Source organism: Nocardia sp. NPDC049935, assembly GCF_055586645.1.
In genome coordinates this window covers 177497-199146 of record NZ_JBVJHV010000007.1, presented here as the reverse complement: position 1 = coordinate 199146, position 21650 = coordinate 177497, and the positions used below count along the sequence as shown (strand labels likewise).

General features: G+C 65.9%; 19 protein-coding genes and 1 pseudogene. 10 read left to right on the top strand and 10 right to left on the bottom strand.

Annotated elements, in window-relative coordinates:
* Positions 1 to 95: 95 nt before the first annotated feature.
* On the top strand, positions 96 to 1010 hold the full coding sequence (locus ACZ6SF_RS25815) for an NAD-dependent epimerase/dehydratase family protein (RefSeq protein WP_466065229.1): 915 nt from the start codon (positions 96 to 98) through the stop codon (positions 1008 to 1010).
* Positions 1011 to 1036: 26 nt separating this feature from the next.
* On the opposite strand, the gene ACZ6SF_RS25810 is transcribed toward ACZ6SF_RS25815, so the two are convergent.
* A complete protein-coding gene (locus tag ACZ6SF_RS25810) occupies positions 1037 to 2020 on the bottom strand; it encodes a hypothetical protein (RefSeq protein ID WP_466065227.1) in 984 nt (327 codons plus the stop codon).
* Between the two features lie 450 nt (positions 2021 to 2470).
* Here ACZ6SF_RS25810 and mgtE point away from each other — a divergent pair, with 450 nt between their 5' ends.
* Positions 2471 to 3835: a magnesium transporter gene (mgtE, locus tag ACZ6SF_RS25805; protein ID WP_466065225.1), complete on the top strand. Its 1365-nt coding sequence runs from the start codon at positions 2471 to 2473 to the stop codon at positions 3833 to 3835.
* Here the strand turns inward: mgtE and ACZ6SF_RS25800 are convergent.
* The gene (locus ACZ6SF_RS25800; RefSeq protein WP_466065223.1) at positions 3799 to 6426 is read right to left on the bottom strand and encodes an amino acid adenylation domain-containing protein; all 2628 of its coding nucleotides are present in this window, start codon (positions 6424 to 6426) and stop codon (positions 3799 to 3801) included. The genes mgtE and ACZ6SF_RS25800 overlap by 37 nt on opposite strands.
* 283 nt (positions 6427 to 6709) lie before the next feature.
* On the opposite strand from ACZ6SF_RS25800, the gene ACZ6SF_RS25795 reads away from it, so the two are divergent.
* Positions 6710 to 7915, top strand: coding sequence for an esterase/lipase family protein (locus ACZ6SF_RS25795; RefSeq protein WP_466065221.1), 1206 nt, complete (start codon positions 6710 to 6712; stop codon positions 7913 to 7915).
* An 87-nt stretch (positions 7916 to 8002) separates the two neighbouring features.
* Here ACZ6SF_RS25795 and ACZ6SF_RS25790 read toward each other — a convergent pair whose 3' ends face one another.
* The 4 genes from ACZ6SF_RS25790 to ACZ6SF_RS25775 form a co-directional block, all read right to left on the bottom strand.
* Positions 8003 to 8824, bottom strand: a complete 822-nt coding sequence (locus ACZ6SF_RS25790) for a mycofactocin-coupled SDR family oxidoreductase (RefSeq protein ID WP_466065219.1) — start codon at positions 8822 to 8824, stop codon at positions 8003 to 8005.
* Between the two features lie 292 nt (positions 8825 to 9116).
* Positions 9117 to 9920, bottom strand: coding sequence for a hypothetical protein (locus ACZ6SF_RS25785; protein ID WP_466065217.1), 804 nt, complete (start codon positions 9918 to 9920; stop codon positions 9117 to 9119).
* Between the two features lie 5 nt (positions 9921 to 9925).
* Positions 9926 to 10249, bottom strand: a complete 324-nt coding sequence (locus tag ACZ6SF_RS25780; protein ID WP_466065215.1) for a hypothetical protein — start codon at positions 10247 to 10249, stop codon at positions 9926 to 9928.
* Positions 10250 to 10480: 231 nt separating this feature from the next.
* Complete coding sequence (locus tag ACZ6SF_RS25775) at positions 10481 to 11107, bottom strand: hypothetical protein (RefSeq protein ID WP_466065213.1); 627 nt, start codon at positions 11105 to 11107, stop codon at positions 10481 to 10483.
* Between the two features lie 386 nt (positions 11108 to 11493).
* Between ACZ6SF_RS25775 and ACZ6SF_RS25770 the strand changes: the two are divergent.
* The 3 genes and pseudogenes from ACZ6SF_RS25770 to ACZ6SF_RS25760 form a co-directional block, all read left to right on the top strand.
* Positions 11494 to 11766, top strand: a pseudogene (locus ACZ6SF_RS25770) (integrase core domain-containing protein); the annotation flags it as partial.
* Between the two features lie 228 nt (positions 11767 to 11994).
* Positions 11995 to 12750 (top strand): hypothetical protein, encoded by a 756-nt coding sequence (locus ACZ6SF_RS25765; protein WP_466065211.1) that lies wholly within the window; start codon positions 11995 to 11997, stop codon positions 12748 to 12750.
* 158 nt (positions 12751 to 12908) lie between these two features.
* The gene (locus ACZ6SF_RS25760) at positions 12909 to 13460 is read left to right on the top strand and encodes a protein kinase domain-containing protein (RefSeq protein WP_466065209.1); all 552 of its coding nucleotides are present in this window, start codon (positions 12909 to 12911) and stop codon (positions 13458 to 13460) included.
* 439 nt (positions 13461 to 13899) lie between these two features.
* Here ACZ6SF_RS25760 and ACZ6SF_RS25755 read toward each other — a convergent pair whose 3' ends face one another.
* Positions 13900 to 15519 carry a serine/threonine-protein kinase gene (locus ACZ6SF_RS25755; protein WP_466065207.1) on the bottom strand — a complete coding sequence of 540 codons (1620 nt, stop codon included), beginning with the start codon at positions 15517 to 15519 and terminating at the stop codon, positions 13900 to 13902.
* Between the two features lies 1 nt (position 15520).
* Positions 15521 to 17158 (bottom strand): serine/threonine-protein kinase, encoded by a 1638-nt coding sequence (locus ACZ6SF_RS25750; RefSeq protein ID WP_466065205.1) that lies wholly within the window; start codon positions 17156 to 17158, stop codon positions 15521 to 15523.
* A gap of 268 nt (positions 17159 to 17426) precedes the next feature.
* On the opposite strand from ACZ6SF_RS25750, the gene ACZ6SF_RS25745 reads away from it, so the two are divergent.
* The 4 genes from ACZ6SF_RS25745 (at position 17427) to ACZ6SF_RS25730 (ending at position 20592) form a co-directional block, all read left to right on the top strand.
* Positions 17427 to 17990 carry a DUF3558 domain-containing protein gene (locus ACZ6SF_RS25745; protein ID WP_466065204.1) on the top strand — a complete coding sequence of 188 codons (564 nt, stop codon included), beginning with the start codon at positions 17427 to 17429 and terminating at the stop codon, positions 17988 to 17990.
* A gap of 45 nt (positions 17991 to 18035) precedes the next feature.
* Positions 18036 to 18491 carry a hypothetical protein gene (locus tag ACZ6SF_RS25740; RefSeq protein WP_466065203.1) on the top strand — a complete coding sequence of 152 codons (456 nt, stop codon included), beginning with the start codon at positions 18036 to 18038 and terminating at the stop codon, positions 18489 to 18491.
* Positions 18488 to 19648: a hypothetical protein gene (locus ACZ6SF_RS25735; RefSeq protein ID WP_466065201.1), complete on the top strand. Its 1161-nt coding sequence runs from the start codon at positions 18488 to 18490 to the stop codon at positions 19646 to 19648. Before ACZ6SF_RS25740 ends, ACZ6SF_RS25735 begins: the two co-directional genes overlap by 4 nt.
* Positions 19649 to 19812: 164 nt before the next feature.
* The gene (locus ACZ6SF_RS25730; RefSeq protein ID WP_466065199.1) at positions 19813 to 20592 is read left to right on the top strand and encodes an ESX secretion-associated protein EspG; all 780 of its coding nucleotides are present in this window, start codon (positions 19813 to 19815) and stop codon (positions 20590 to 20592) included.
* A gap of 122 nt (positions 20593 to 20714) precedes the next feature.
* Here ACZ6SF_RS25730 and ACZ6SF_RS25725 read toward each other — a convergent pair whose 3' ends face one another.
* Positions 20715 to 21302, bottom strand: coding sequence for a hypothetical protein (locus ACZ6SF_RS25725; protein ID WP_466065198.1), 588 nt, complete (start codon positions 21300 to 21302; stop codon positions 20715 to 20717).
* Positions 21299 to 21601, bottom strand: a complete 303-nt coding sequence (locus tag ACZ6SF_RS25720) for a hypothetical protein (protein WP_466065196.1) — start codon at positions 21599 to 21601, stop codon at positions 21299 to 21301. The genes ACZ6SF_RS25725 and ACZ6SF_RS25720 overlap by 4 nt, the downstream gene beginning before the upstream one ends.
* Between the last annotated feature and the right edge of the window lie 49 nt (positions 21602 to 21650).

The window sequence follows — 21650 nt, the reverse complement described above, 5'->3', positions numbered from 1 at the left end:
GGAACAGATGTCTGCACCTCCACTCTGTCGGCCCCGCGCCGACCGGGCAACGGTTATACGCTTCGCGCGCCGAATCGGCGGCGTACGTTGGCACCATGCGCGTGTTCGTCACCGGAGGGACCGGTGCTCTCGGCGTCCATACTGTCCCGGCGCTGGTCGGGGTGGGCCATTCGGTGACGGCACTGGCCAGGTCGGACGAGAAGGCCGCCGAATTGGTATCGGCCGGCGCCACACCCGCCCGGATCTCCCTGTTCGACCGCACCGCCTTGACCTCGGCCCTGGAAGGCCACGACGCGGTGGTGAATCTGGCGACCGCGATTCCGCCGATGAGCAGATTCGCGAGCCGGCGCGCGATGCGCGCCAACGAATACGTCCGGACCGAGGGCTCGGCCGCCGTGGTGGACGCGGCCCTCGCGGCGGGTGTGGGGCGGGTCGTGCAGGAATCGGTCGTGATGTTCTATGCCGACCAGGGCGCCCGGTGGATCACCGAATCCGCTCCGGTGGATCGCTTTCCGCTGGCCACGAGCAACTTCGCCGCCGAGGCGAATGCCGCCCGGTTCGGCGCGGGCGGGGGAGCCGCGGTGGTGCTGCGGTTCGGTGTGTTCTACGGTCCCGGCGCCCGGCACAGCGAGCAGATGCTCGCGCTCGCGCGGCGGCATATCGGGATGACGCTGGGGAGCCCGGACGGCTATATATCCTCGATTCACGTGGCCGACGCCGGTCGAGCCGTGGTCGCGGCACTGCAGGTCGCGCCCGGCACCTACAACGTGGTCGACGACGAACCGCTCACCCACCGCGACTACACCGACGCGCTCGCCCGGGCCGCCGGTCGCCGGCTGTGGATTCGCGGTCCCGGCCGCGCCGCCGGACTGCTCGGCGACCGGCTCACCTCGCTGACCCGTTCCCTGCGGGTCTCGAACGCCTGCTTCCGCGCCGCCGCGGACTGGGCGCCGCGCCAGCGCAGTGCCCGGGAGGGCTGGCTCGCCACCGCCGAGATCCTGCCCGGCTGATCCGGCCGTGCCGTCTCGGCCTCGGTCTACTGCGCGGGGAAAGCGGAAAGGGATCGACGGACGACCTCGTCGACCACCGAGTCGTCCTTACCGGTCACCGTGACCGTCGGCAGGCGAGGTCCCATGTAGTCCACGGGCTCGCTGGTCACGATCGGCGGTCCGATCCGGCCCATGACCATCGTGAAGTCCTCGCCGGGCTCGCTGAGCCGGTAGACGGGATGGGTGCCGACGGTGAACAGCGGGGCGCCGGTCGTCATCTGTTCCTGGTCGTAGGCGTAGGACACCGAGATCTGGTCGTCGCGGTAGCCGAAATCGCACGTCCACATCGATTGTTCGGCCGCCGGCACCCGCACTCCCAGCGCCGCGGCGGCGGCGCAGGGGTCGGCGTCGTCGACGACCGTGCGCGCGGTGTCCGGTGAGGACCCGCGCGACGGTGGATCCCGCATCTCGGTGACCGCGGCCGAGATCACCCGTTCACCGATCGGGCAGGGTTCGGTCCCGGGTGGTGTCGAGGTGAACAGCATGAACGAGAGCTGGGAGCCGAACCCCGCTGTCACCGTGCAGTTCCGCTCGACCAGCTGATCTTCGCGCTGGTCCGGGAATTGATCCAGATCGCGGACGGAGGTGACGGCCACGCCCTCGACCATCCGGACCGCGGCGTCGTCCGGATGCGACGCGACACCGGGCCGGCGGACGAGGACGCCGAGGTCGAACTCGGTGCCCGCACCCGTCTCGTCGGAGTTCAGCGTGGCCGTGCACGAACTGGGCGCGGTGTTGTGGAGCCGCAGCACCTCGCCGAATTCGGCGAGCGCGTCCCGGGGCAGCAGGGCGCACGGGTCGATGGCGCGGGCCCGGCCGAGCAGTTCCAGCCGCCCGGCGTCGGAAGTGGGCGCTGTCAGCCAGAAGTCGTCGATGGCGGAGTCCTGTCCCGCCGGTGTTTCGGCGCTGCCGCCGCCGCAGGCGACGAGACTGCCCATGAGCAGGCACAGCACGACGAGACGTCGAAGCACGATTCCCCCTTTGGCACCCGGCGGCCGCCGGACATCCCGCGGCCGCGACCCCGCCAGGCTAACCCGGCCCGGGTACCGGGTCACCGGCGGCATCACCGCACCGCGACGAGATCTACGCCACGCCGGGCCGGACACGCCCGGGAATGTGAAACGCCGTGTGACGAACGTTCCGATGCGGACTTTCCACGACCGGGATGTATCCTGATCACGGATGCGTTCGCATTCATAACTGTTCAATGCGGATTTCGGGCGTGCTTCCGCGCGCACGGCGGCGATGAGAGAGGGAGGTGGTGTTGCAATGCGCAGCGAACCTCCCAGTCGAAAACCGCGCGGCGCCGTCCGCCCGCGTATCCGCTAGCAGTTCCTGCCGGCGGAGCGGTCCGGCTCGGTGCCTCGCGGTGTGAATTCTGTCGAATCACTCGCTACTCACTGCTGTGCCGAGGACTTCTCATGTCGCAGATCGAACTCATCGAAGCGCCGACGACGCTGTCGGAATCCCTCCAGGACGTGGTCGAACGCCATCGCGTCGACGCCGCGTTGCGCTGGCTGGACACCCATCCGCCGCATGTCATCGCCGACGAACTCGCCCGTATGGACGCGGTCGAGGCCGGGGTGGCGTTCCGCCTGCTGGACAAGGACCTGGCGCTGGCGGTGTTCGAGGAACTCGAACCCGTCGACCAGCAGCAGATCCTGCAGGGCCTGCGAGACCAGAATTTCCGTGAACTCGTCGAGCGTATGGCCCCCGACGATCGCGCCCGCATGCTGCGCGAAGCCCCCGCCAAGGTCGCCAAGAAGGCGCTGGCCGGGCTGAGTCCCCGCGAACGGCGGATGACCGCCGCGCTGCTCGGCTACCCCGAAGGGTCGGTCGGCCGGTATATGACGCCGGCCGTGGTCGCGATCCCGGGCACGCTGACCGTCGCCGAAGCCCTGCGCACCGTGCGGATCAAGGGCGGCAACGCCGAAACCGTGTACACGCTGCCCGTGGTGGATGTGGGCCGCCGGTTGCGCGGCATCGTCGATCTGCGGGAACTGGTGCTCAGCGGTCCGGACACGATGGTCGCGGATCTGGTGGTCACCGAACCCGCGTTCGTGCGGGCCACCGATTCGGCGGAGAAGGCCGCGCGGCTCATGCGCGAGACCAACGACATCAATATGCCGGTGGTCGACAGCGAGGACCGGCTGGTGGGGTTGCTCACCATCGACGACGCCGTCGAGGTGATCGAGGCCGCCGACAGCGAGGACGTCGCCAAACAGGCCGGTTCGGCGCCCTGGGAAGGCCACTACATGGCCGCCGGGGTGTTCCAGCTGGCCCGCTACCGCGCGCTGTGGCTGATGCTGCTGCTGGTGGCCGCCACCCTGACGGTGAGTGTGACCGGTTTCTTCGAGGCGACCCTCGAGCAGGCGGCGCAGCTCGCGCTGTTCATCCCGCTGCTCATCGGCGCGGGCGGCAATGCCGGAGCGCAGGCCGCGACGGCCTGTGTGCGCGCGGTGGCGGTGGGCGAGGTCCGCGGCGGCGACCTGTTCAAGGTGATCTGGCGCGAGTGCCGGGTGGGCCTGGTGCTGGGCGCCATGCTCGCCGTCGTCGGTGTCGTGATCGGCGGGTTGTTCGTCGGGCCGCGGGTCGCGGTGGTCGTCGGGATCACGCTGGTGCTGATCTGCGCGTGGGCCGCGACCATCGGCGGCACCATGCCCCTGCTGGCCAAGCGCCTGCGCATCGATCCGGCGGTGGTATCGGCGCCGATGGTCACCACCCTGGTCGACGCCACCGGCCTGATCATCTACTTCACCACCGCGAAACTGGTCCTCGGGCTCTGACCGATACCGGTTCGGGCGGCGTCGCCGCTGCTGCTCTCCCGCCCGGCCAGGGTCGCCGCGATCTCGCTGCCGATCACCCGCAGCGCGTGCGGTGAGGTCATATCCCAGTGGGTGGCGGGGACCGGGATATCGCGGACCGGGCCCCGCACATGGCGTGCCCACGCCCGGGCGGCTCGGCCGGCCCCGAAGTCGTCGCGCGCCGCCGTGAAGAACAGCAGTTCGCCGTGGAAGGGCTCGGGCCGGTATCCGGCGCCGATCGGTTGCGCCGCCGCGACACCGGCGAAGATACGCAGGATTCTGTCCTCGGTGAGGGTGCGGAACGGGCCCGGGAGGCCGGCCAGTAGCGCGAGCGCGTCGGCGGGGGTGAAATCCTCCGGGGCGATGTTCAGCGCGCGTTTGGATCCGAGCTGGCCGAGGAGATCGCCGACCGTGATGGGGCTGTCGGAGCGGTAGCCCACCTCGTCGACGAAGGAGTCGAGCATCGCCAGCAGTTCGACGTGTTCGCCCTCGGCCTGCAGCCGGACGGCGACGGCGTGCGCGATCATCCCGCCCCAGCACCAGCCGAGCAGCCGGTACGGGCCGTGCGGCCGGACCGCGCGGATCCGGGCGAGATAGTCGGCGGCGAGCGCCTCCATCGTGTCCGGGAAGGGGCCGTCCTCGGTGAGGATCGGCGCCTGAACTCCGTAGACCGGGCAGTCCAGCCGGGCGGCGAGTCCGGCGAAACTCCACGCCAGTCCGAGTACCGGATGGAGGCAGAACAGCGGGGCGCCGGCGCCGGTCTCGCGGAAGGGCAGGATCGGCGCGAAGGCCGAATCGCCCGGAGACACCCCCGCGACGGTTTCGGCGAGAATTCGGCGGGTCAATCCGGCCGGTGTGGGATCACTGAACAACCACACCAGCGCGAGGTCGGTGCCGATTTCCTCGCGGAGCACAGTGAGCAGCTGAGCGGCGGTCATCGAAGTGCCGCCCAGATCGAAGAACGAATCGTCGGCGCCGACCTGCGCCACGCCGAGAACGGTCGCGAAGGCCGCGGTCACCCGTTCCTCCATGCCGGCGCGCGGGGCGCGGCCGCGGGCACCGGCCGCCGGTCGCGGTAGCGCGGCGGTATCGAGTTTGCCGTTCGCGGTGAGCGGCAGCGCGTCGAGGACCGTGACGGCGACCGGAACCAGATGCGCGGGCAGCAGACCCCGCAGGCGATTCCGCAGCACCGTTCCCACCAGCCCGGATCCGGTGGCGTAGGCATACAGTTCGAGGCCGCGCACCCGCGAGCGGCGGACGATGACGGCCGCGTCGGTGACGCCGTCGCAGGTGAGCAGGGCCGCCTCCACCTCGGCCGGTTCGATCCGGAACCCGCGGATCTTCACCTGCCGGTCGGCGCGACCCAGATGTTCCAGCTCACCGGCGGCGTTCCAGCGGCCCAGATCTCCCGACCGGTACAGCACCTCGCCGCCGGTGAACGGATCCGCCACGAAGCGGGCGGCGGTGAGTGCGGGACGCCGCAGATAACCGCGGCTCACCTGCGATCCGCCGATATAGATCTCACCGGTGGTTCCGGGCGCGACGGGTCGCAGCCGATCGTCGAGGATGTGGACCCGCAGTCCCGTGATCGGCCGGCCCACCGGGCAGCCGGGCGCCGCCGGGTCCACCGTGGCGTGGGTGACGTGCACGGTGGTCTCGGTGATTCCGTACATATTCGTCAGCGCGGGCCCGGCCGGTCCGTGCCGTCGCGACCACGCCCGCACCCGGCGCGAGGTGAGCGTTTCGCCGCCGAAGACGATATGGCGCAGGTGCAGGGTGCGGGGTTCGCGGGCCTGCGCCGCGTCGAGCTGGGAGAACGCCGACGGGGTCTGGTTCAGGATGGTGACGCGTTCCCGGGCCAGCAGGTCGAGGAGATCGCCGGGTGTGACGGCCACGGCCCGGTCCACGACCACCAGGGTGGCCCCGGTGGTCAGCGCGCCCCACATCTCCCATACCGAGAAATCGAACGACGCGGAATGGAACTGGGTCCAGACGTCGGCGGGGGAGAGGTCGAACAGGGCGCGGGTGTGCCGCAGCAGCGAGACGATATTGCGGTGGGTGACCGCCACCCCTTTCGGCGCGCCGGTGGAACCGGAGGTGTAGATGACATACGCGGTGTTCGCGGCGCACGGGACCGCGGTGGGAGCGGCCGCCGCGGTGAGATCGTCGACAGCGACGACCGGCAGGTCCGGGGGAATCGGCAGGCGGGTCGCGGAATCGACGACAACGCAGGCCGGCGCCGCGTCGGTGAGCAGGTACTCGACCCGTTCCGGCGGATAGTCCGGGTCGATCGGCACATACGCGGCCCCGGCCCGGATCACCGCCACCAGCGCGACCACGAGTTCGAGCGATCGGGGCAGCGCCACCGCGACCAGGCATTCGGGCCCCACCCCGCGCGCCGCCAGCCGGGCCGCCAATGCCCCGGCGCGCGCGGACAGTTCCGCATAGGTCAGCGCGGTGTCCTCGAACCGCACCGCGGTCGCCGCCGGGTCGAGCGTGGCGGCCGCGTCGAAGAGTTCGAGAAGGGTGGATCCGGTATCGGAGAGTGGCACTGAACCGTTGGAGCTCTGCACACGCCAATTCAATGAAAACTCCGCCGGATCGGCCAGCCCCGAGAATTTCGGGCGCGATCGGGTGTAACGCCCCCGCCCGTTCTCGTGACCCGTCACAACGGCCGGTCGGGAGGCCGTTTATGGCGGTTCTCTAACCGGTGACCGCGTTTTCGTGACCTCCCCGGACCCGGGCCCGCGCCGGTCCGATCGCGGCCGATCGGATCTAGCGTCATCGCAGATTCCCGGCATTCGAATTCCTCACCGCCCGGAATCGGTCCGTATTTGTTGTGCAGAAAGGCATCTGATGAGGCGAACGACGATCCGCCGATCGCTACGCGGCGCCGCCGTGACGGCCGCGGCAATCCTGGCGATCGGGCTACCGGGAACGGGGGTCCAGGCCCAGCCCGCACAGGTGCCGACCGAGCAGCAACTGGCCGACACCATCGCAAACGGCCTGAAGGATCCGGCCGCGAAACCGATCGTCGACAGCGGTAGCGCTTCCGGCTCCGCGTGCAACTCCGGCAGCGGCACCGGATCGGGCAACGGCTCCGGTGACTGTTACGGCGGCTCCGGTTCCAGCTCCGGATTGAACGGCGGGCATGCCACGGACACGGTCGGTTTCGGCCCGCCGTCGACCTCGTTCCTGGGTGCGTTCGGGCACGGACTGCTCAACCCCGACGTCGCGCCGCCCGGCACCAACGACTGGAACTGCAAACCGACCGCCGCGCACCCCGAACCGGTCGTGCTGATCCACGGGACCTGGGAGAACGCCTACAACAATTTCGCGTTCATCTCCCAGCCCCTCCACGACGCCGGGCACTGCGTATTCACCTTCAACTACGGAAAAGCCGGTCTGATCCAGGGCGGCGGCGTCGGTTCGGCCATCCCCGGCGCCAACGGTGTCGGCTATATCGAGGAGTCGGCGAAGCAGATCGCGGTCTTCGTGGACCGGGTCCTGGCGGCCACCGGCGCGAACAAGGTGAATATCGTCGGCCATTCCCAGGGCGGGGTGTCCTCGCGGCAATACATCCAGTTCGAGGGCGGAGCGGAGAAGGTCCACCACCTGATGACCTTCGGCGCCACCCATCACGGGACGACCCTGGTCGGGATCGGCGCGCTGGGCCGGGCGATCAACAATCTCGGTATCGATGTGCTGGGCCTGGTGGAGATCTTCGTCGGGCACTCCGGTATCCAGCAGACCGTCGGCTCGAATTTCGTCAACAACCTCAACGCCGCCGGCGATACGGTGCCCGGAATCGACTACACGGTGGTCGGCAGCCGCTACGACGAGATCACCACCCCCTACGATTCGACCTTCCTGAAGGCCGGGCCGGGTGCGACCGTCCGCAACATCACCCTGCAGGACGGGTGCGAACAGGACCTCTCCGATCATCTGACGCTGATGTACTCACCGCGCGTACTGTCGATCATCCTGAACACCCTGGATCCGTCGCAGCCGCTGCAGTGCACGTTCAACCCGTGGCTGATCGGCGGGGGCGGCAAACTCTGATCCCACGCCGTCCGACGGCAGCCACCGAATCCGCCGAGCGATCTCCCCGGTCGCCCGGCGGATTCGCATATCGGGAGTGCAGCCGGCTCAGGTGGTGTTCGCGCTCATCCCGCCGGAAATGGTGATCGCCTCGCCGTTGTAGCGGCGGCCGGATTCGGAGACCAGGATGAGGATCATCTCCGACACCTCGGCGGGCTGGATCAACCCGCCACCGGCCTCGAACATCGCCATAGCGTCCGCGCGCGTCGGGTTTTCGATATCGGGGAGCAATTCCCGATAGGTCGCCGGGTTCATGATCATATCGGTCTGCACACCCGAGGGCAGGACCGCGTTCACGGTGATCCCGTGCTCGGCGACCTCCAGCGCCAACGATTTCACCAGCCCGACCACCCCCCATTTCGCGGCCGCGTAATGCCCCGACTTCCGCGCCCCCATCCGCGCGACGATGGAGGAGGTGGCGACGATCCGGCCCCGGCCCCGCTCGACCATATGCGGAACCACCGCGTGGAAACTGTGGAAGACGCCGGTGAGATTGATATCGATCATGTCCCGCCAGGTGTGCTCGGGCATATCGGCGATCAACGCGCTGGACGCGATTCCCGCGTTGGCCAGCAGAATATCGATCCGGCCGAATTCGGCGACCGCCTGTTCCGCGACGGCGTCCATCTGCTCCCTGCTGCGCACGTCGGCGGTGACGGCGAGGCATCGGCGACCGGTGGCGCGGACCAGTTCGGCGGTCTCGGTGAGATCCTGCTCCGAGCCGAGGGGGTAGGGGACACTCGCGACCTGCGCGCCGATATCGCACAGCACGATATCGGCGCCCTCGGCCGCCAGCGCCATCGCATGCGCCCGCCCCTGCCCCCGCGCGCCGCCGGTGATGACGGCGACCTGTCCGTCCAGCTTGCCCATGATCCTCCCTCGCCCGCTCCCGAACCTCGGCCGCGCCCATCCTCGCACCCACCTCCGACATCCCGGCTGAGCCGCAACGAAGCCGCAGCCTGTCCCTGTCCGTGTCGGCAAGAAGCTATTCAGATCCTACGGCTCTGAACTGGGCTGAACCTGCGAGTGTTCATGGGAGGTTTCGGCCCACCCGATCCGTTACCGGGTCTGGTATGGATCACCCGATGTGCTCACCATCGGTGAGGGCGGCTGTGAAAGGCAGGGGTCTCGATGCCATCGGTGCTTTCACAAGGGCAGCATTCTACGCCACCGTCGATGACTTCCAGTCATCGTCTTTGTTGTCGAAACCTTGGGTCTCGGTTGTGGGCCAGACGTTATTTCCTTGGGCATCCACCGAAAATCCCTCCGGGTCGTCGACCATCTTCGCTAAGTTATCGGCAGCAATCACTGCTTTGGTATCGGTCTCGACGAAATCAACCATCGCGCCGACGATAAGCTCGACCCCCGCAACGATAGCGGAGTTCATGTTGTTTACTGTCCATATGAGGGCGACTCCGGCGGTTTCGACGGATTCCGCGATTGCAACTACCAGCTCGGCCAGCATTGTTGCCAGGTTATTGACGATACCCGAGTAAAGGTTGCGACCTGCCTCGGCGATCACGAGAAGCTCATCATGGACCTTTTCGCACATGAGGTTGATCTGGTTCATGGCGTTTAGTTGGGATGTCTTCGATGCGGTATAGGCTTTATATGCGAAGCCGTCCCAGTTGCCGTCCATATTGAACTCGGGACTACCCAGGCGATTTTTGACCTTCGATACCTCGGTTCCGACGTCATTCCAATAGGCGGCATAATCCACAAAAAGCCATGGAGCAAACATTCCATCGATAGCTTCTTGAACCTTGTCGATGATTTGCTTGAGTTTCTCCTGCATCTCATCGCGTTTGCCGGTCAGCATCATATACGCTGCTGGGCTGGCGCCCCTGAGGAGATCGAACGCATAGTTCAGCTCGTCTGGGATGTCCTTCAGATCGCTAGCGCCGGAGGTGAGATCGTCCCGCAGTTTTGCGAGTGCTTCAGAGGACAAGTTCGGATTGTCGGTCATGGTATCTAGAGCCCCGCATCGCCAGCTGCATTGTTCAGCGCCTGCTGGTTCTGCGACTCTTGCGCATCGAAGCTGACTGCTGCGAGATGTAAGGCGTTTGCCATCTGCTCGGCTGCGGCCGGCGCCTGGTTCAGGATTTTTTGAACATATTCCGCGGCATCGCGATAGGATTCCCACATACTGTTGAAAAGGGGACCGAATTGAACCTCTGTAAACTTCAAAGGATCAATCGATGCAGCAGCATCACGAAGCCCCGGAACTGCTTCTGTGCGCCAGCAGGTGGATACCTTTTCGAGCATATCCACATCTGTCTTCAAGTCGTCAGGCATTAGATCACGTTCCCCTCTGCTGTTCTCGCGCTCGGTACCATCTCGCACTATCGACTCTTATTTTGTTCCATGAATACGCAGCGAGGGAGCGGTGGTATAAACCGCTACGCGCCGAGTCTGCTTCAACCGCCATGCTGGCGGTGTCGGCTGGAACTCGGACTAATGCTTCTACTGTGTGCGGATTATCCAGGTCTGTCGTCATCGGCCGGCAACTCCTTCGATTCGGCTGATTCAACTCGGTGTCAGGACAGAATCAAGATTTTCAGCAAGAGACGCTGCGATCCTCTGGGATCCCGGATGCAGCTCGGATTCAGCCGCGGGGGGTCCACTGATACTTTCCTGCTCCGACCAATTCCAACCGGCGACGGCAGCGCTCACATATGCGTTGCTGTCACGGAATGCGACGACGGCTGTATCGTCGATGACATCCCAGGACTCGAATGACTCATCCCCGAGGGGTATTGTGGGCTCGCCGTTCATATCTTCGTGGGCACGAAGGAAATGTCTGCGGGAGGCCTCGACCGCATCATCATCGAGCTTCAATGAGAACGAGAGGGTTATTACTCGTTTCAGGGGGGATCCGGGAGTTTGGGGTGTACTCGATGCATTTGAATCGACATAGGAGGCCTTGCAAATCTTGACGGACGCATCGGAAGTGATCGAACTACCACTCTCCTCTTCGAATTCCACCGATTGCCTGAAGAGTTCGCCGGTGTAATCGCGAATGGCATCCATCGCCGGAGCGGCGGCCTGCTCGCAAGAACCCGTTATGCCGCTGAATTTCGGCAGCGCCGATGGGCTCTGAGGTGTCCCTGCTGCGCAGCCTGACAGAAAACCCACCATGGATACTGCGCTCACCGCTGCCGCGCAACATGTTCGAAACCGATCCACCGTAATCACCATCACAACTGTTCGAAATGCTTCGAGGTGAACGGAATCCCCCCGCTTGACCCGGGCAGCCTATCCGCGCAGACAATCAGGCCGCAACCTGTAGCGATAGCACCTGCACCCACAGCAGCCTTGTTGTCCAGACCGAACCGACTGAGTGCCGAATCCTCGGTTGGTTTCGCCACCAGAGGGGGACGGTCAGCGGAATCAGGGGTCTCCGGAGAAGGTCATCAACTGAACACCCCTAGGTGTTGCGGGTCGTGACGTTGGTGACGTGGGGTGTGGGGTGAGCAGAAAGGGGCGGTTCTTTCGGCTGCAGGATGTGAACCGCCAACCCGCACATCAGCATCGTCTGGATCGAGCGGAACGTCACCGACCACGGCGCCTGCTAGAGGGCTTACGGTTTCGCGAAAGTGCTGTTGGGGGCTCGTCATCAGCGGATCACTCCCTACACGCCCCGCCACAATGGGAAGGTCGAACGCTACAGCCGGACCCTGGCCGAGGAACTCTTCTACGCCCAGGAATGGACCTCGGATCTGCAGCGTCGGCAGGCGCTGCAGATCTGGAACTTGCATTACAACTATCATCGACCTCGTTCGGCCGCCGGGAACCGGCCACCAGCCAGGCGTAGATCCGTCGTCGAGCACCAGATCGACTGTGGGCGGGGAGGTCCACTCGCTATGGGGTTCGATCGGGCGCCATTGGCAGGCTTGACAGAACAGATGCCGGGAGGAGAGCCTGTGGCCAGGACTGCATGTGGTGTGGTCGGTCCATGAGGCAGGGGCATTATCCGATGCCGGTTGCTGGGAAGGTCAGCCGCTTCAACGCAGAAGTAGCGTGATTCGTTAGGTGTCGTGATGTCAGCACAGGGATACAACGGTGGATACTTCAACCATTACGACGATCCCGATGAATTCTGGGACGAAGAACCTCTTGTGGTGGTTTCGCCACCCACCCGGGCCCGGACACCCCCGGTCCCCATGCCGCCGCCGGCACCAAAGCCACCCGAACAGCCTCGAACCGGTGCGGCACTCCTGGCGGTAACGAGCAAGTCCGGCCTGGTGGAAGTGCAATGCGGCCTGGACAGGCTACCGACCTCGATCACGCTGAAGTCGTCCTGGAAAAATGCATTCGCACCGCAGGAGTATGGGAAGTCCATTATGGACGCCTACCAGTTCGCAGCTCGTGAATTGGCATTGAAGTTAGTCGAATCCGGAACTATCCCGCCGGCGACCCTTCCGTCTTTGCGCGACGCCGCGCCGCTTCTGCTGCGGACCAGGACCCGCGAGGAGTACAAAGAACTCTACAATGAACTGTTCACCCAGTCGGCGCACGTGGTGCACGGCCCTGGATACAATCGAGACGGCCGTCCGGGGCTGACCGTTACTGCGAAACGTTCTCTGTTGATGTCTATTACGATCGACCCGGACTGGGCCGCAACGATCGACGCAAAGTATATTGCGCAGGATATCGTCGATTGCTGCGCACAGATTCGTGCACGGAAACCCGAATTTGTCCGAGATTTCGAACTGGACCGGGAGTCCGACAGTGAACTGGCGGCCCGTCTTGTCCGACATGAAAGAGTCCTGCAGGAAAGCGGAATCGGCCGATAGAAACGGTAGGCCGCGACTGATCCATTTTCATCCTCTGGCCGCGGCTTGAAGCTCTCGCTGCTGCAGGACGCGGATGGCCTTGGCCTTCCGGCCGGCCTTGTACGGGCAGCAGCGGTGTTTCTGCAGGATCTTCCCCCGCGCAGCCACCGGCGAACGTGGTGGATCTGCTGGCCGGGATCGCGTCGGCGCTGGACTATGCGCACAGCCGCGGGGTTCTGCATCGTGACGTGAAGCCCGCCAACATCCTGATCACTCAGGGCGATGATTTCCGGGATACCCGGGCGGTCATCACCGGTCTCGGTATCGCCGGGCTCACCTACTCCACGGGTACCGAAATCACCGCTACCGTTACGTTCACGGCGACACTGGCCTATGGCTCACTCGAGCAGTTGTCCGGCGAGCCGGTGGATTACCGCAGCGACCAATACTCGCTCGCCTGCACGCTGTTCGCGCTGCTGGCCGGGCGGCCACCCCATGCGGCGACGAATCCGGGGCCGGTCGTGATGGGCCATGTTTACGGACCGGTGCCGCTGCTCACCCGCCGTCCGCTCCGACCTACCTGTGGCTCTGGATGCCGTCTTGGAGCAGGCGATGGCCAAACAACCCGAGCAGCGTTTCTCCACCTGCACCGAATTCATTGCCGCGGCACGCGACGCGTTCGAGCGCCCCGGTTCCTCGTCGAAACGGGTTCCCGGTCCTACCGGCAGTGATTATCGGCCTGGCCGTGGCGCTCATCGGCGGCGCTGCCGCGGTCCATTTTGCGGCATTGGACTCCGAAGACAACGAGCCGCCGCCGTGGACGCACGCGCAAACCACGCGGGATGCCTTCCCCGGGCTCATTCCCGAAGCCGGCCCATCTCATCGGGTTGGCGTGAGGCTTCATGTCGCGCCAGCAGCTACGGGGAAATCACCTGTATCCATATGGACAACTCGGGGTTTCCTTTCGCCATAGAGGATTTCGAAAAGTCGACGGCTGCGGAAGCGGAACTTGAATCCGACGATTTTCGCATCAAGGTCAAATGGCCTTGACATACCGCCGACGACATTCTCCGGGACTGGTGGTCTCGAGCTCCCCGGGTAAATGAATCTGTACGTATCGGCGGTATGGCGCACATCGCCTTGGTACTGTGGCCGGGTTCGGACCCACGCTCACCGGCCGAGTGGGGCGTTCCTCCACATTTCGTCGATCACCTGTTCTTCGGGGACAGAATCGTCGGAGACCGTCTTACCCTTCTTGTAGAAGCCGATGACAAACCTGCCGCGTACCGGGTCTTCCGGGAATCCGGTGTAGATACCGGAGCCGATATGTGCGTCGCTGACGATCGGCAGCGGCGACGGAAAGTCCGGGTGGCGCTCATGCCAGATGCGCGTATACGACAACTGGTCGAGGGCGTCGATAAATGCCGCGGCCCGATCGGGGCTGCCGAAGTCCAATACCGTGACCAGGTAGTTGATATCGTCGTCGTCGCATCGAATACCGTTGTCGAAGGCGCCTTTCTCTTTGAATTCGGGTCCCGATCCCTCCGATCCGGGCAGCATGGCGGAGCAGTCCAATTCGTGCCAGCCCGTGCCGTGTTCGCGGGCGGATACGAGATGCGGAAAGGTATCTGCGATGGACTGGTTCCGGCTTCCCCATTCGCTGGTGGTCCACTTCTCGAACAGTCCGGGAAGGAACAGCACGCCACCCGCACCGCAGAGCGCGACGACACCGAGAAGGGCCCCGGCCACGATCAGGGCACGGCGGGGACGACGCCGAACCGGTTGTGACGAGGGGTATCCCGGCCCTGGATGTGGCACCGGAGGGGTCTGGATCGCAGGTTCGGATTCCACATATGCGGCCCCCTGCGATACCCGTACCGGAACGACCTGGTGTGCCGGGTGCGGCCGCGCGAGGACTGTGGGGGCCGATCGGTGCGGAGCGGCGGCAGTAGGCTCGGAGAATGCGGCCCGTGCGGCCCGCACGAACTCACCGCAGCTCGCGAAACGCTCATCCGGTCGCTTGGCCATTCCCCGCGCTATGACCTCGTCGAGCGCGGCCGGCAGGTCGGAGCGGACCTCGGCCACTCGTGGCGGCGGTTTGACCAGGTGCGCGGTGATCACCTGACCGGCATTGGAGTAATCGAACGGTGCCCTACCGGTAAAGAGCATGAACAAGGTGCAGGCCAGCGAGTACTGGTCCGCGCGGTGATCGACCGGCGTGCCGGACAACTGCTCTGGTGAGGCGTAAGCGATGGTGGCGGTGAACGAGCCGTCGGCCGTGAGGCCCGCATCGGATTCCAGCAACCGCGCGATGCCGAAGTCGGTGAGCACGGGCCGTTCCGAACGTCCGGCGTCGGCGGCGGCGAGCAGAATATTGGCCGGCTTCACATCTCGGTGCAGGACCCCGCGGGAGTGGGCGTAGTCCAGCGCATCGCCCGTTTGCGCGATAACGTTCAGAATCCGTCCGGGCGGCGAGTTGTGTGGTGTGAGCTGCCCGGCGTGGCCACCGCGGATGTATTGCATCGCGATCCACAGGTGGCCGTCCGTGGTGCCGCAGTCGTATACGTCGACGACATTCGGATGTTCCAGGCGTGCGATGACACCAGCTTCCTGCTCGAAGCGCAGCCGTAGTTCTCGATCGGCCGATGCTGCCGGGAGCAGGAGTTTGATCGCGACCTGCATCGGCAATCGCGGGTGCCGGGCCAGATAGACCGTCCCCATTCCGCCTTCGCCGAGTACGCCCTCGATGGTGTAGCCGGCGAACGAATCGCCGATTCCCAGCCGGATCACCTCAGCTCGCCGCCTCTGCCCCGAGCGGGGCCTGCGGCCACCACTGCTCGAATGTTTCGGCAGCGCTGTGGTTCGACCAATCGAGTTCGAAAACGAATCGGGATCGTTGTTCGTCCTGCGGGAAACGTGTGTACACCGTGCCGGAGCCGAAGCTGCCGGGCGTGGCCGGTGTGATGGTCGCTGCCGCCGGGGCCCCGATGTCCGCGCGCGGGACGATCCGGTCGGCGGTCCGCACCGGGACGGAGCTGTAGACCATGGAGGTCGCCTCGGCCCCGCTGCTGTACATCTTCACGCTGTAGCGGAAGCCGGTGTCGTGGTTACTGCAGCTGATCGCCTGCACCCGTCCGTCCATGTAACTGTTCGGGTAGCAGATCGCGCCGAGCCAACTGCCCTCTGATCGTAGTCCGGTGATCAGGTTCGGGAAGGCATCCGCAATGATCCGCTGGTCGCCGTCCCAAGCTCTGAACCAAGCGATGACCGCATCGCGCTGCACGTAGATCCCCGCCGCGGCCAGGACCACTACGGCACCCACGCCCGCGAGTATTCGCAAACCGAGTGACTTCCGGCGAGGCGTGGGCGCAGATGCGCTGTGCGGGTCGGCCGGGGCGTAAGGACCACCGCCGCGCACGCGCGCGTCGGCGGGATCCGATTGATACATCGAGATGTGCGGCGGCTGCCCTGACATGTACGGAGCCGAATCGGCCACTGTCGCTGCCGTATTCACCACTGTGGCCGCCGGGTTCACGGCGGTGGCGGCCGGGTTCACCACGGTCGGGCCGGTGTAGGCATGCACTGGTACATGCCTGCCACCCAGCGCGTGGTACGCGGCGGCGGCGAATTCCTCGCAGCTTCCGAACCGCTGCTCGCGGTTCTTTGCCAGCGCACATGCGAAAACCTGGTCGAGCTGGGGCGGCAGGTCGGAGCGGAAGTAGCTCAGCTGGGGCACGGGCTTCGTAAGGTGACCTGCGACTACCTGTCCCGGGCTGGTGTTCGCATAGGGGGTCTGCCCGGCCAGCAGGGCGAACAGCGTGCAGGCGAGTGAGTACTGGTCGGCGCGATGGTCCACGAGTTCCGCGGACAACTGCTCGGGCGAGGCGTAAGCCAGGGTCGCGGTGAAGGTACCGGTCGCGGTGAGTCTGGTGCTGGAATCGAGCATGCGGGCGATGCCGAAATCGGTCAGCACCGTGCGTTCCTCGCGGCCCGTTTCCGACTGCGCCAGCAGGATATTGGCGGGTTTGATATCGCGATGCAACACGCCCTGAGCGTGGGCATGGTCGAGTGCCGCGGCGGTCTGGGTCACGATCCGCACTGCACGATCGGGGGTCAGCGACCGCGGGTCCAATTTCGCGACATCGCTGCCGCGGATGTATTGCATGGCGATCCACAGGTGGCCGTGGTCGGTCCCGCGGTCGTAGATCCCGACGATGCCCGGGTGGTCCAGCCGGGCGACGACATCGCCTTCTTGCTCGAACCGCCGCCGCACCTCGGGATCGGCCGAGACCTCACGATTCACCAGTTTGAGCGCCACCGACCGCGGCAGCCGAGGATGCCGGGCCAGGTAAACCGTGCCCATTCCGCCTTGGCCGAGAACGTTCTCGATGGTGTACCCGGCAAAGGACTCGCCGACGCGAGCATCCACCCCCCAGCCCCTCCCGATCAGCCTTGCAATCCCGGCGAGCAGTGTAACCGCTCGCCGGCAGCAGTGCCCTGGCGGACTTCGACGCGGCACGCCTGTTCAGCGAACGGGCGCGGGGCCGGGTAGCGGCGCGATCCGAACTACTTCACAGGGGGCGCGGGTCCGCTTGCGACGACGGACGGATGTCCGATACGTTCGGAGTGAGCTCGCGGGGGCGGAGGAGCCGGCCCGGTCTTGCGGGAATATTCCAGGATCGGCGCAAGGGGAGCGAATGGGCATCTGGCGACGGTCGGTGTACAGCGTGACCGCCGGGATCGGTGTGGTGTTGCTGGCCGCGGGGTGCGGGACGGATGGGGCCGCGGAGCCGTCGGATCCCTCGACGGCAGGGCAGGCGGCAGCGCCGCAAATACCGGACAAGTTCGATCCGTGCACTGATATCCCGCAGGAAGTCCTGGATACCGAAGGCCTGCGCTCGACGAATAGTTCGACGTCCACGGATGAGATGCGGCGTGGCGACATTGCCTGGAGCGGTTGCCGCTGGGTGGTATCCGACGGTTACACCGCGACGATAAGCGCGACCAATCTAACACTCGAGATGGTCCGGAAGAGGGACGTGCCGGGTAGCCGGGCCATTGCGGTAGGTGATCGACAGGTCATCATCACTCAGTCCAACGGGGCGGATGCGTGTGGATTGAATGCTGAGCTTGTAGGCGGAAGCCTCGAGTTCGCCATCGTGAATCCGCCGTCCCGTCGGCTGACCGGGGATCAGGACCCGTGTGATATCGGGATTCGGTTGGCGGAAAAAGTCCTTCCGCTGGTCCCGACGGACGCATAGGAGTTGTGGCTGTGAACTACTCGGGTGCCGGCACGGGGGTGAGTTGTGGCAGATGAGGAGAAGGCGCGTCCGTTTCAGACTCAGATCGATGCGGCGAGTGAGGGCCAGTTATCGGTGTCCTTCAGCAACGATGTCCGTCTGAGTGCGGAAGAGTTCGTGTACATGGACCGCGACTGCGAGGCGATGAAAGTCAAGATCGGCGATCTCCAGGCGATCGCGGAGCGAATTTCTGATCGTGAGGTGTGGGGGCTGGGTGAGGATCCAGCCAACTGGATTATGTCGGGGAAAGTCCTGGTTCAGCGGTTTCGCGAGAAAGCAAAGGGCGATCCCGCCGGCAACGATGTGTACGCCATTTTGCAACGCCACTACGAGATCATTGATGGCATTCAGGAGTTGCATCGGGTGATCGCCCAGAGGTATGTGGAGTCCGATAGCGAGTTCGCGTCGCGGTACAACGAGGTGATGGCATCGGCGCCTCAGGGATTTCAGGGGAAGTCATGAGTGATCCCGGGTATGAGCAGGCGAAGATCGTGGCGCAGGGGGCGGACGATAAAGCCGAGAATCATTCGCAGTACGACATCCAGTCGACGTTCGAAAACATGGTTCCGACGGAGGCATCGTCCGCCAGTGATGATTTCGCCGAAATCGCGGCCGGGTGGGAAGACGGTATTACGACGTTCGCGGCCCGGATCCGCCGGTCGAGTCAGTCGGCATGGGAAGGTCCGGCGGCGGAGTCGGCGCGGCAGGCGATCAACGACTACGCCAACGATGCCGTCAACGCGACACTCGGTTTTCAGCGAATGGCGAACCGGGTCGATGATGCGGCGAATGCCGTGTTGAGAACCCAGAGCGGTATGCCGCCGACTGTGTACGATCCGCAGAGCGCGTGGAACCCGGGGGACTGGTTCGACGGTGACGGCGGGGTGAGCGAAGCCGAGGCCAAGATTCGTGCCCACTTCACCTCCGCGTACGTGAATCCGGTGATAATCGCGGATACCCAGATCCCGGTGTTGCCGCAGCCGAAGGATCCGGTGGCCGTGGATGCCCCGGAACCAGGCGGTCCCGGTGGCCCGGGCGGCCCCAGCGGTCCCGGCACGCCGTCTCCCGGCGATACCACCGATCCGGGGACGCCGGGCGAGCAGAACCCGCAAGAGCAGCCAGGAGAGCAGCAGCCGACGAGCGAGGACACGGCGTCCGAGGCGCCTGCCTCGACCGATACCGCGGCCAGCACACCGCAGTCGACGGTCCCCAGTGATCTCGGAAGCCCGGCGGTGACACCGTCGTCGACCACGACCGGCACTCCGCCCGGTTCGCCGGGGAGCCCTGGTTCGCCCGCCGGCACTCCCGGTGTTCCGAGTGCCCCGACGCCGGGCCGCACTGTGCAGGGCACACCCGGCGCACCCGCCGGGATGCCTGTGGGGGCGGCTGGTTCACCATCGGGTTCGCCCGGGACGCGGGGCGGGACGCCGATGATGGGTGCACCCGGTGCGGGCCGCGGTGGTGGCAGCGACGACGAGCGCGATCGGCAGACTCCGGAGTATTTGATCAACGAGGAGAACACCGCCGAACTGCTCGGCGAGGAACCGCGGACGATACCCGGAGGTGTGCTGGGCGCGGATATTCCCGCGGCGCAGCCTGCTCGACCGCCGAGCTCCTGACCCGACCTGCAGTCCGGAGGGCCGCCCACCGTACGGAGGAGTTCTCTGGCTGCCCGGCCGCCGTCTCCGTGATACCGCCCTCGCCGGGACCGCCTGTCGCCCCGGACGGTGATCGACCGTTCACCGTACGCACCTAGCCGCTTCTGGAATGGATTCTCACCCGCATGACCTGGACCTGGGACCCGGATACCTTCGCCGCGCACTGGTTCGACGCCGGCCGCGACAGGATGCCGTCCCCTCTGCACTACCGCAGCCGGTTTCCGACCATCAGCGGATTCGACGACTACCGCGCTGCTGTCCGCGCCGGCCTGGATATCGATGAGCGGGAGCGGATCGGACTGCTCGTACACACACTCGAGCACTGCGAGATGCGTATCGAGATCTTGTTCGGTTCGGTGAAACACCGTGGCGGCGACGGCCGGACCCGCAAAGACCTGCGTCTCGTCGGCGCTCGCACCCACAGCCACGCCGTCGTACTCAGTCAGACCGCCGTGCACGACACCGACAGCGATATCCGTGCCCAACTGCTGCGTGCCGACCAGCTCCCCGCGTCTCTCGCGGCGGGGATACCGCCGTGTGAACCCGGTCGTGACAAGCCTGCCACCTTCGACATCGCCGATACCGCGCCCGCCGAGCACAGCGGGTATGTCGTCCGCAGCGACCCCCGCAGCCCGCGCGGGCGCTTCCAGGAGTTGGCCGCGCGTCCCCGCGATGGTGCCGGGCACGCCATCCTGCGCCTCGGTAACTTCCTCGCACCCCACAGCCGCCACCGCGCCCTGCAATGGTTCGACTTCACCGATGACGGCCGCTACCTCGAACAACGCAATCGCACGCACCTCGAATTGCGCCCCGCCACGGGATCGGGCTTCGCGGCGATATTCGCCGGATGGATCGACCAGGCCACACGCAAGCTGCACGAGATCGAAGACGAAGCCGGTTACTGACCCCGCGGTCGCGCCGGGCTTCCGGCTACTCCGGTCGAGTTCACCCGTCATTTCAGTAGTTGGCTGGACCTCGCCTGGCGTCGGCTGGAAGAGCGGCGTGCCGAAACCTGGTGAGGGGCGGGTCATCGGGGTTGCCGTTCGGCCGGGTGCGCGGTTCGGAGTCGGAGCAGATGCGGGTGGTTCGTATCGTCGAGTGCGAGGGCGGCGGTCCACAAGGAGGCGTGGAGGGATTCGGGCAGCTGCCAGTCCCGGGGTGCGACGGCGGGGATTCTCAGGAGTACGGGGGCGAATCCGGGCAGGTGCCGGGGGAGCACGGCCCACCACTGGCGGCCGGTGGCGTCGATGGTCGCCGCCGCGATGAGATCCGACGGGGCGGCGAGTCGCGCGGCGGCGGTGTGGACGGGGGTGGGTATATGGCGGTTGGTGGCGCGGGAATCGAGTTGGTCGGCGAAAACGGGGAAGACGAAACCGAATCCGAACATTCCGCCGCCGAGGACCGCGCGGATTCGCGCCGCCGCGGTGTGGATGGGGTTCGGTTCGCGGGGGCCACGGTCACCGTCGAGATAGACCTCGGCGCATTCGGAGTGGATCGTTTCGCCGTCGAAGCGGAAACCCAAGAGCAGCGGTAGTGAGTCGGCGGGCAGGGTGGGGAGGAAATGCAGGGTGATCTCGGCGACGGAGTCGTCGTCGGGGTAGCGGATGGCGGTCATCCGGTGCACCCCGGCGTGCCGGTGTGTGTCCAGAAGTCCCGGCGGATCGCGTCCCACAGCGGGGTGTGTTCGGGGAACCGCTCCCGCATCTCCGCGAGGTCGGCGCGGATGCGGCCGGGCAGTTCGACCGACGCGCCGGCGAGATCGCGTGCGTCCAGGATCCGGATCGTCCCCGAGTCGAGCCGCCAGGTCGCCCGCCGCCCGTCGCATTCGGTGTGACGGGTCGGTGCGCGGGTGTCGGCACCGGGTGACGCCGGGAAAGCGTCTTTGCGACAACGGCTTCCGTATCTCTCGGGCATGCGGCTATGTTGCTGCAGGTCACAGACTCGGCGTAGGGCGGCGAGAGGC

What these genes read in the sequence shown, in the direction of transcription:
- ACZ6SF_RS25815 (WP_466065229.1), top strand. Translation starts at nt 96, where the DNA reads ATGCGCGTGTTCGTCACCGGAGGGACCGGTGCTCTCGGCGTCCATACT.
- mgtE (WP_466065225.1), top strand. Translation starts at nt 2,471, where the DNA reads ATGTCGCAGATCGAACTCATCGAAGCGCCGACGACGCTGTCGGAATCC.
- ACZ6SF_RS25795 (WP_466065221.1), top strand. Translation starts at nt 6,710, where the DNA reads ATGAGGCGAACGACGATCCGCCGATCGCTACGCGGCGCCGCCGTGACG.
- ACZ6SF_RS25790 (WP_466065219.1), bottom strand. Translation starts at nt 8,824, where the DNA reads ATGGGCAAGCTGGACGGACAGGTCGCCGTCATCACCGGCGGCGCGCGG.
- ACZ6SF_RS25785 (WP_466065217.1), bottom strand. Translation starts at nt 9,920, where the DNA reads ATGACCGACAATCCGAACTTGTCCTCTGAAGCACTCGCAAAACTGCGG.
- ACZ6SF_RS25780 (WP_466065215.1), bottom strand. Translation starts at nt 10,249, where the DNA reads ATGCCTGACGACTTGAAGACAGATGTGGATATGCTCGAAAAGGTATCC.
- ACZ6SF_RS25765 (WP_466065211.1), top strand. Translation starts at nt 11,995, where the DNA reads ATGTCAGCACAGGGATACAACGGTGGATACTTCAACCATTACGACGAT.
- ACZ6SF_RS25745 (WP_466065204.1), top strand. Translation starts at nt 17,427, where the DNA reads ATGGGCATCTGGCGACGGTCGGTGTACAGCGTGACCGCCGGGATCGGT.
- ACZ6SF_RS25735 (WP_466065201.1), top strand. Translation starts at nt 18,488, where the DNA reads ATGAGTGATCCCGGGTATGAGCAGGCGAAGATCGTGGCGCAGGGGGCG.
- ACZ6SF_RS25730 (WP_466065199.1), top strand. Translation starts at nt 19,813, where the DNA reads ATGACCTGGACCTGGGACCCGGATACCTTCGCCGCGCACTGGTTCGAC.
- ACZ6SF_RS25725 (WP_466065198.1), bottom strand. Translation starts at nt 21,302, where the DNA reads ATGACCGCCATCCGCTACCCCGACGACGACTCCGTCGCCGAGATCACC.
- ACZ6SF_RS25720 (WP_466065196.1), bottom strand. Translation starts at nt 21,601, where the DNA reads ATGCCCGAGAGATACGGAAGCCGTTGTCGCAAAGACGCTTTCCCGGCG.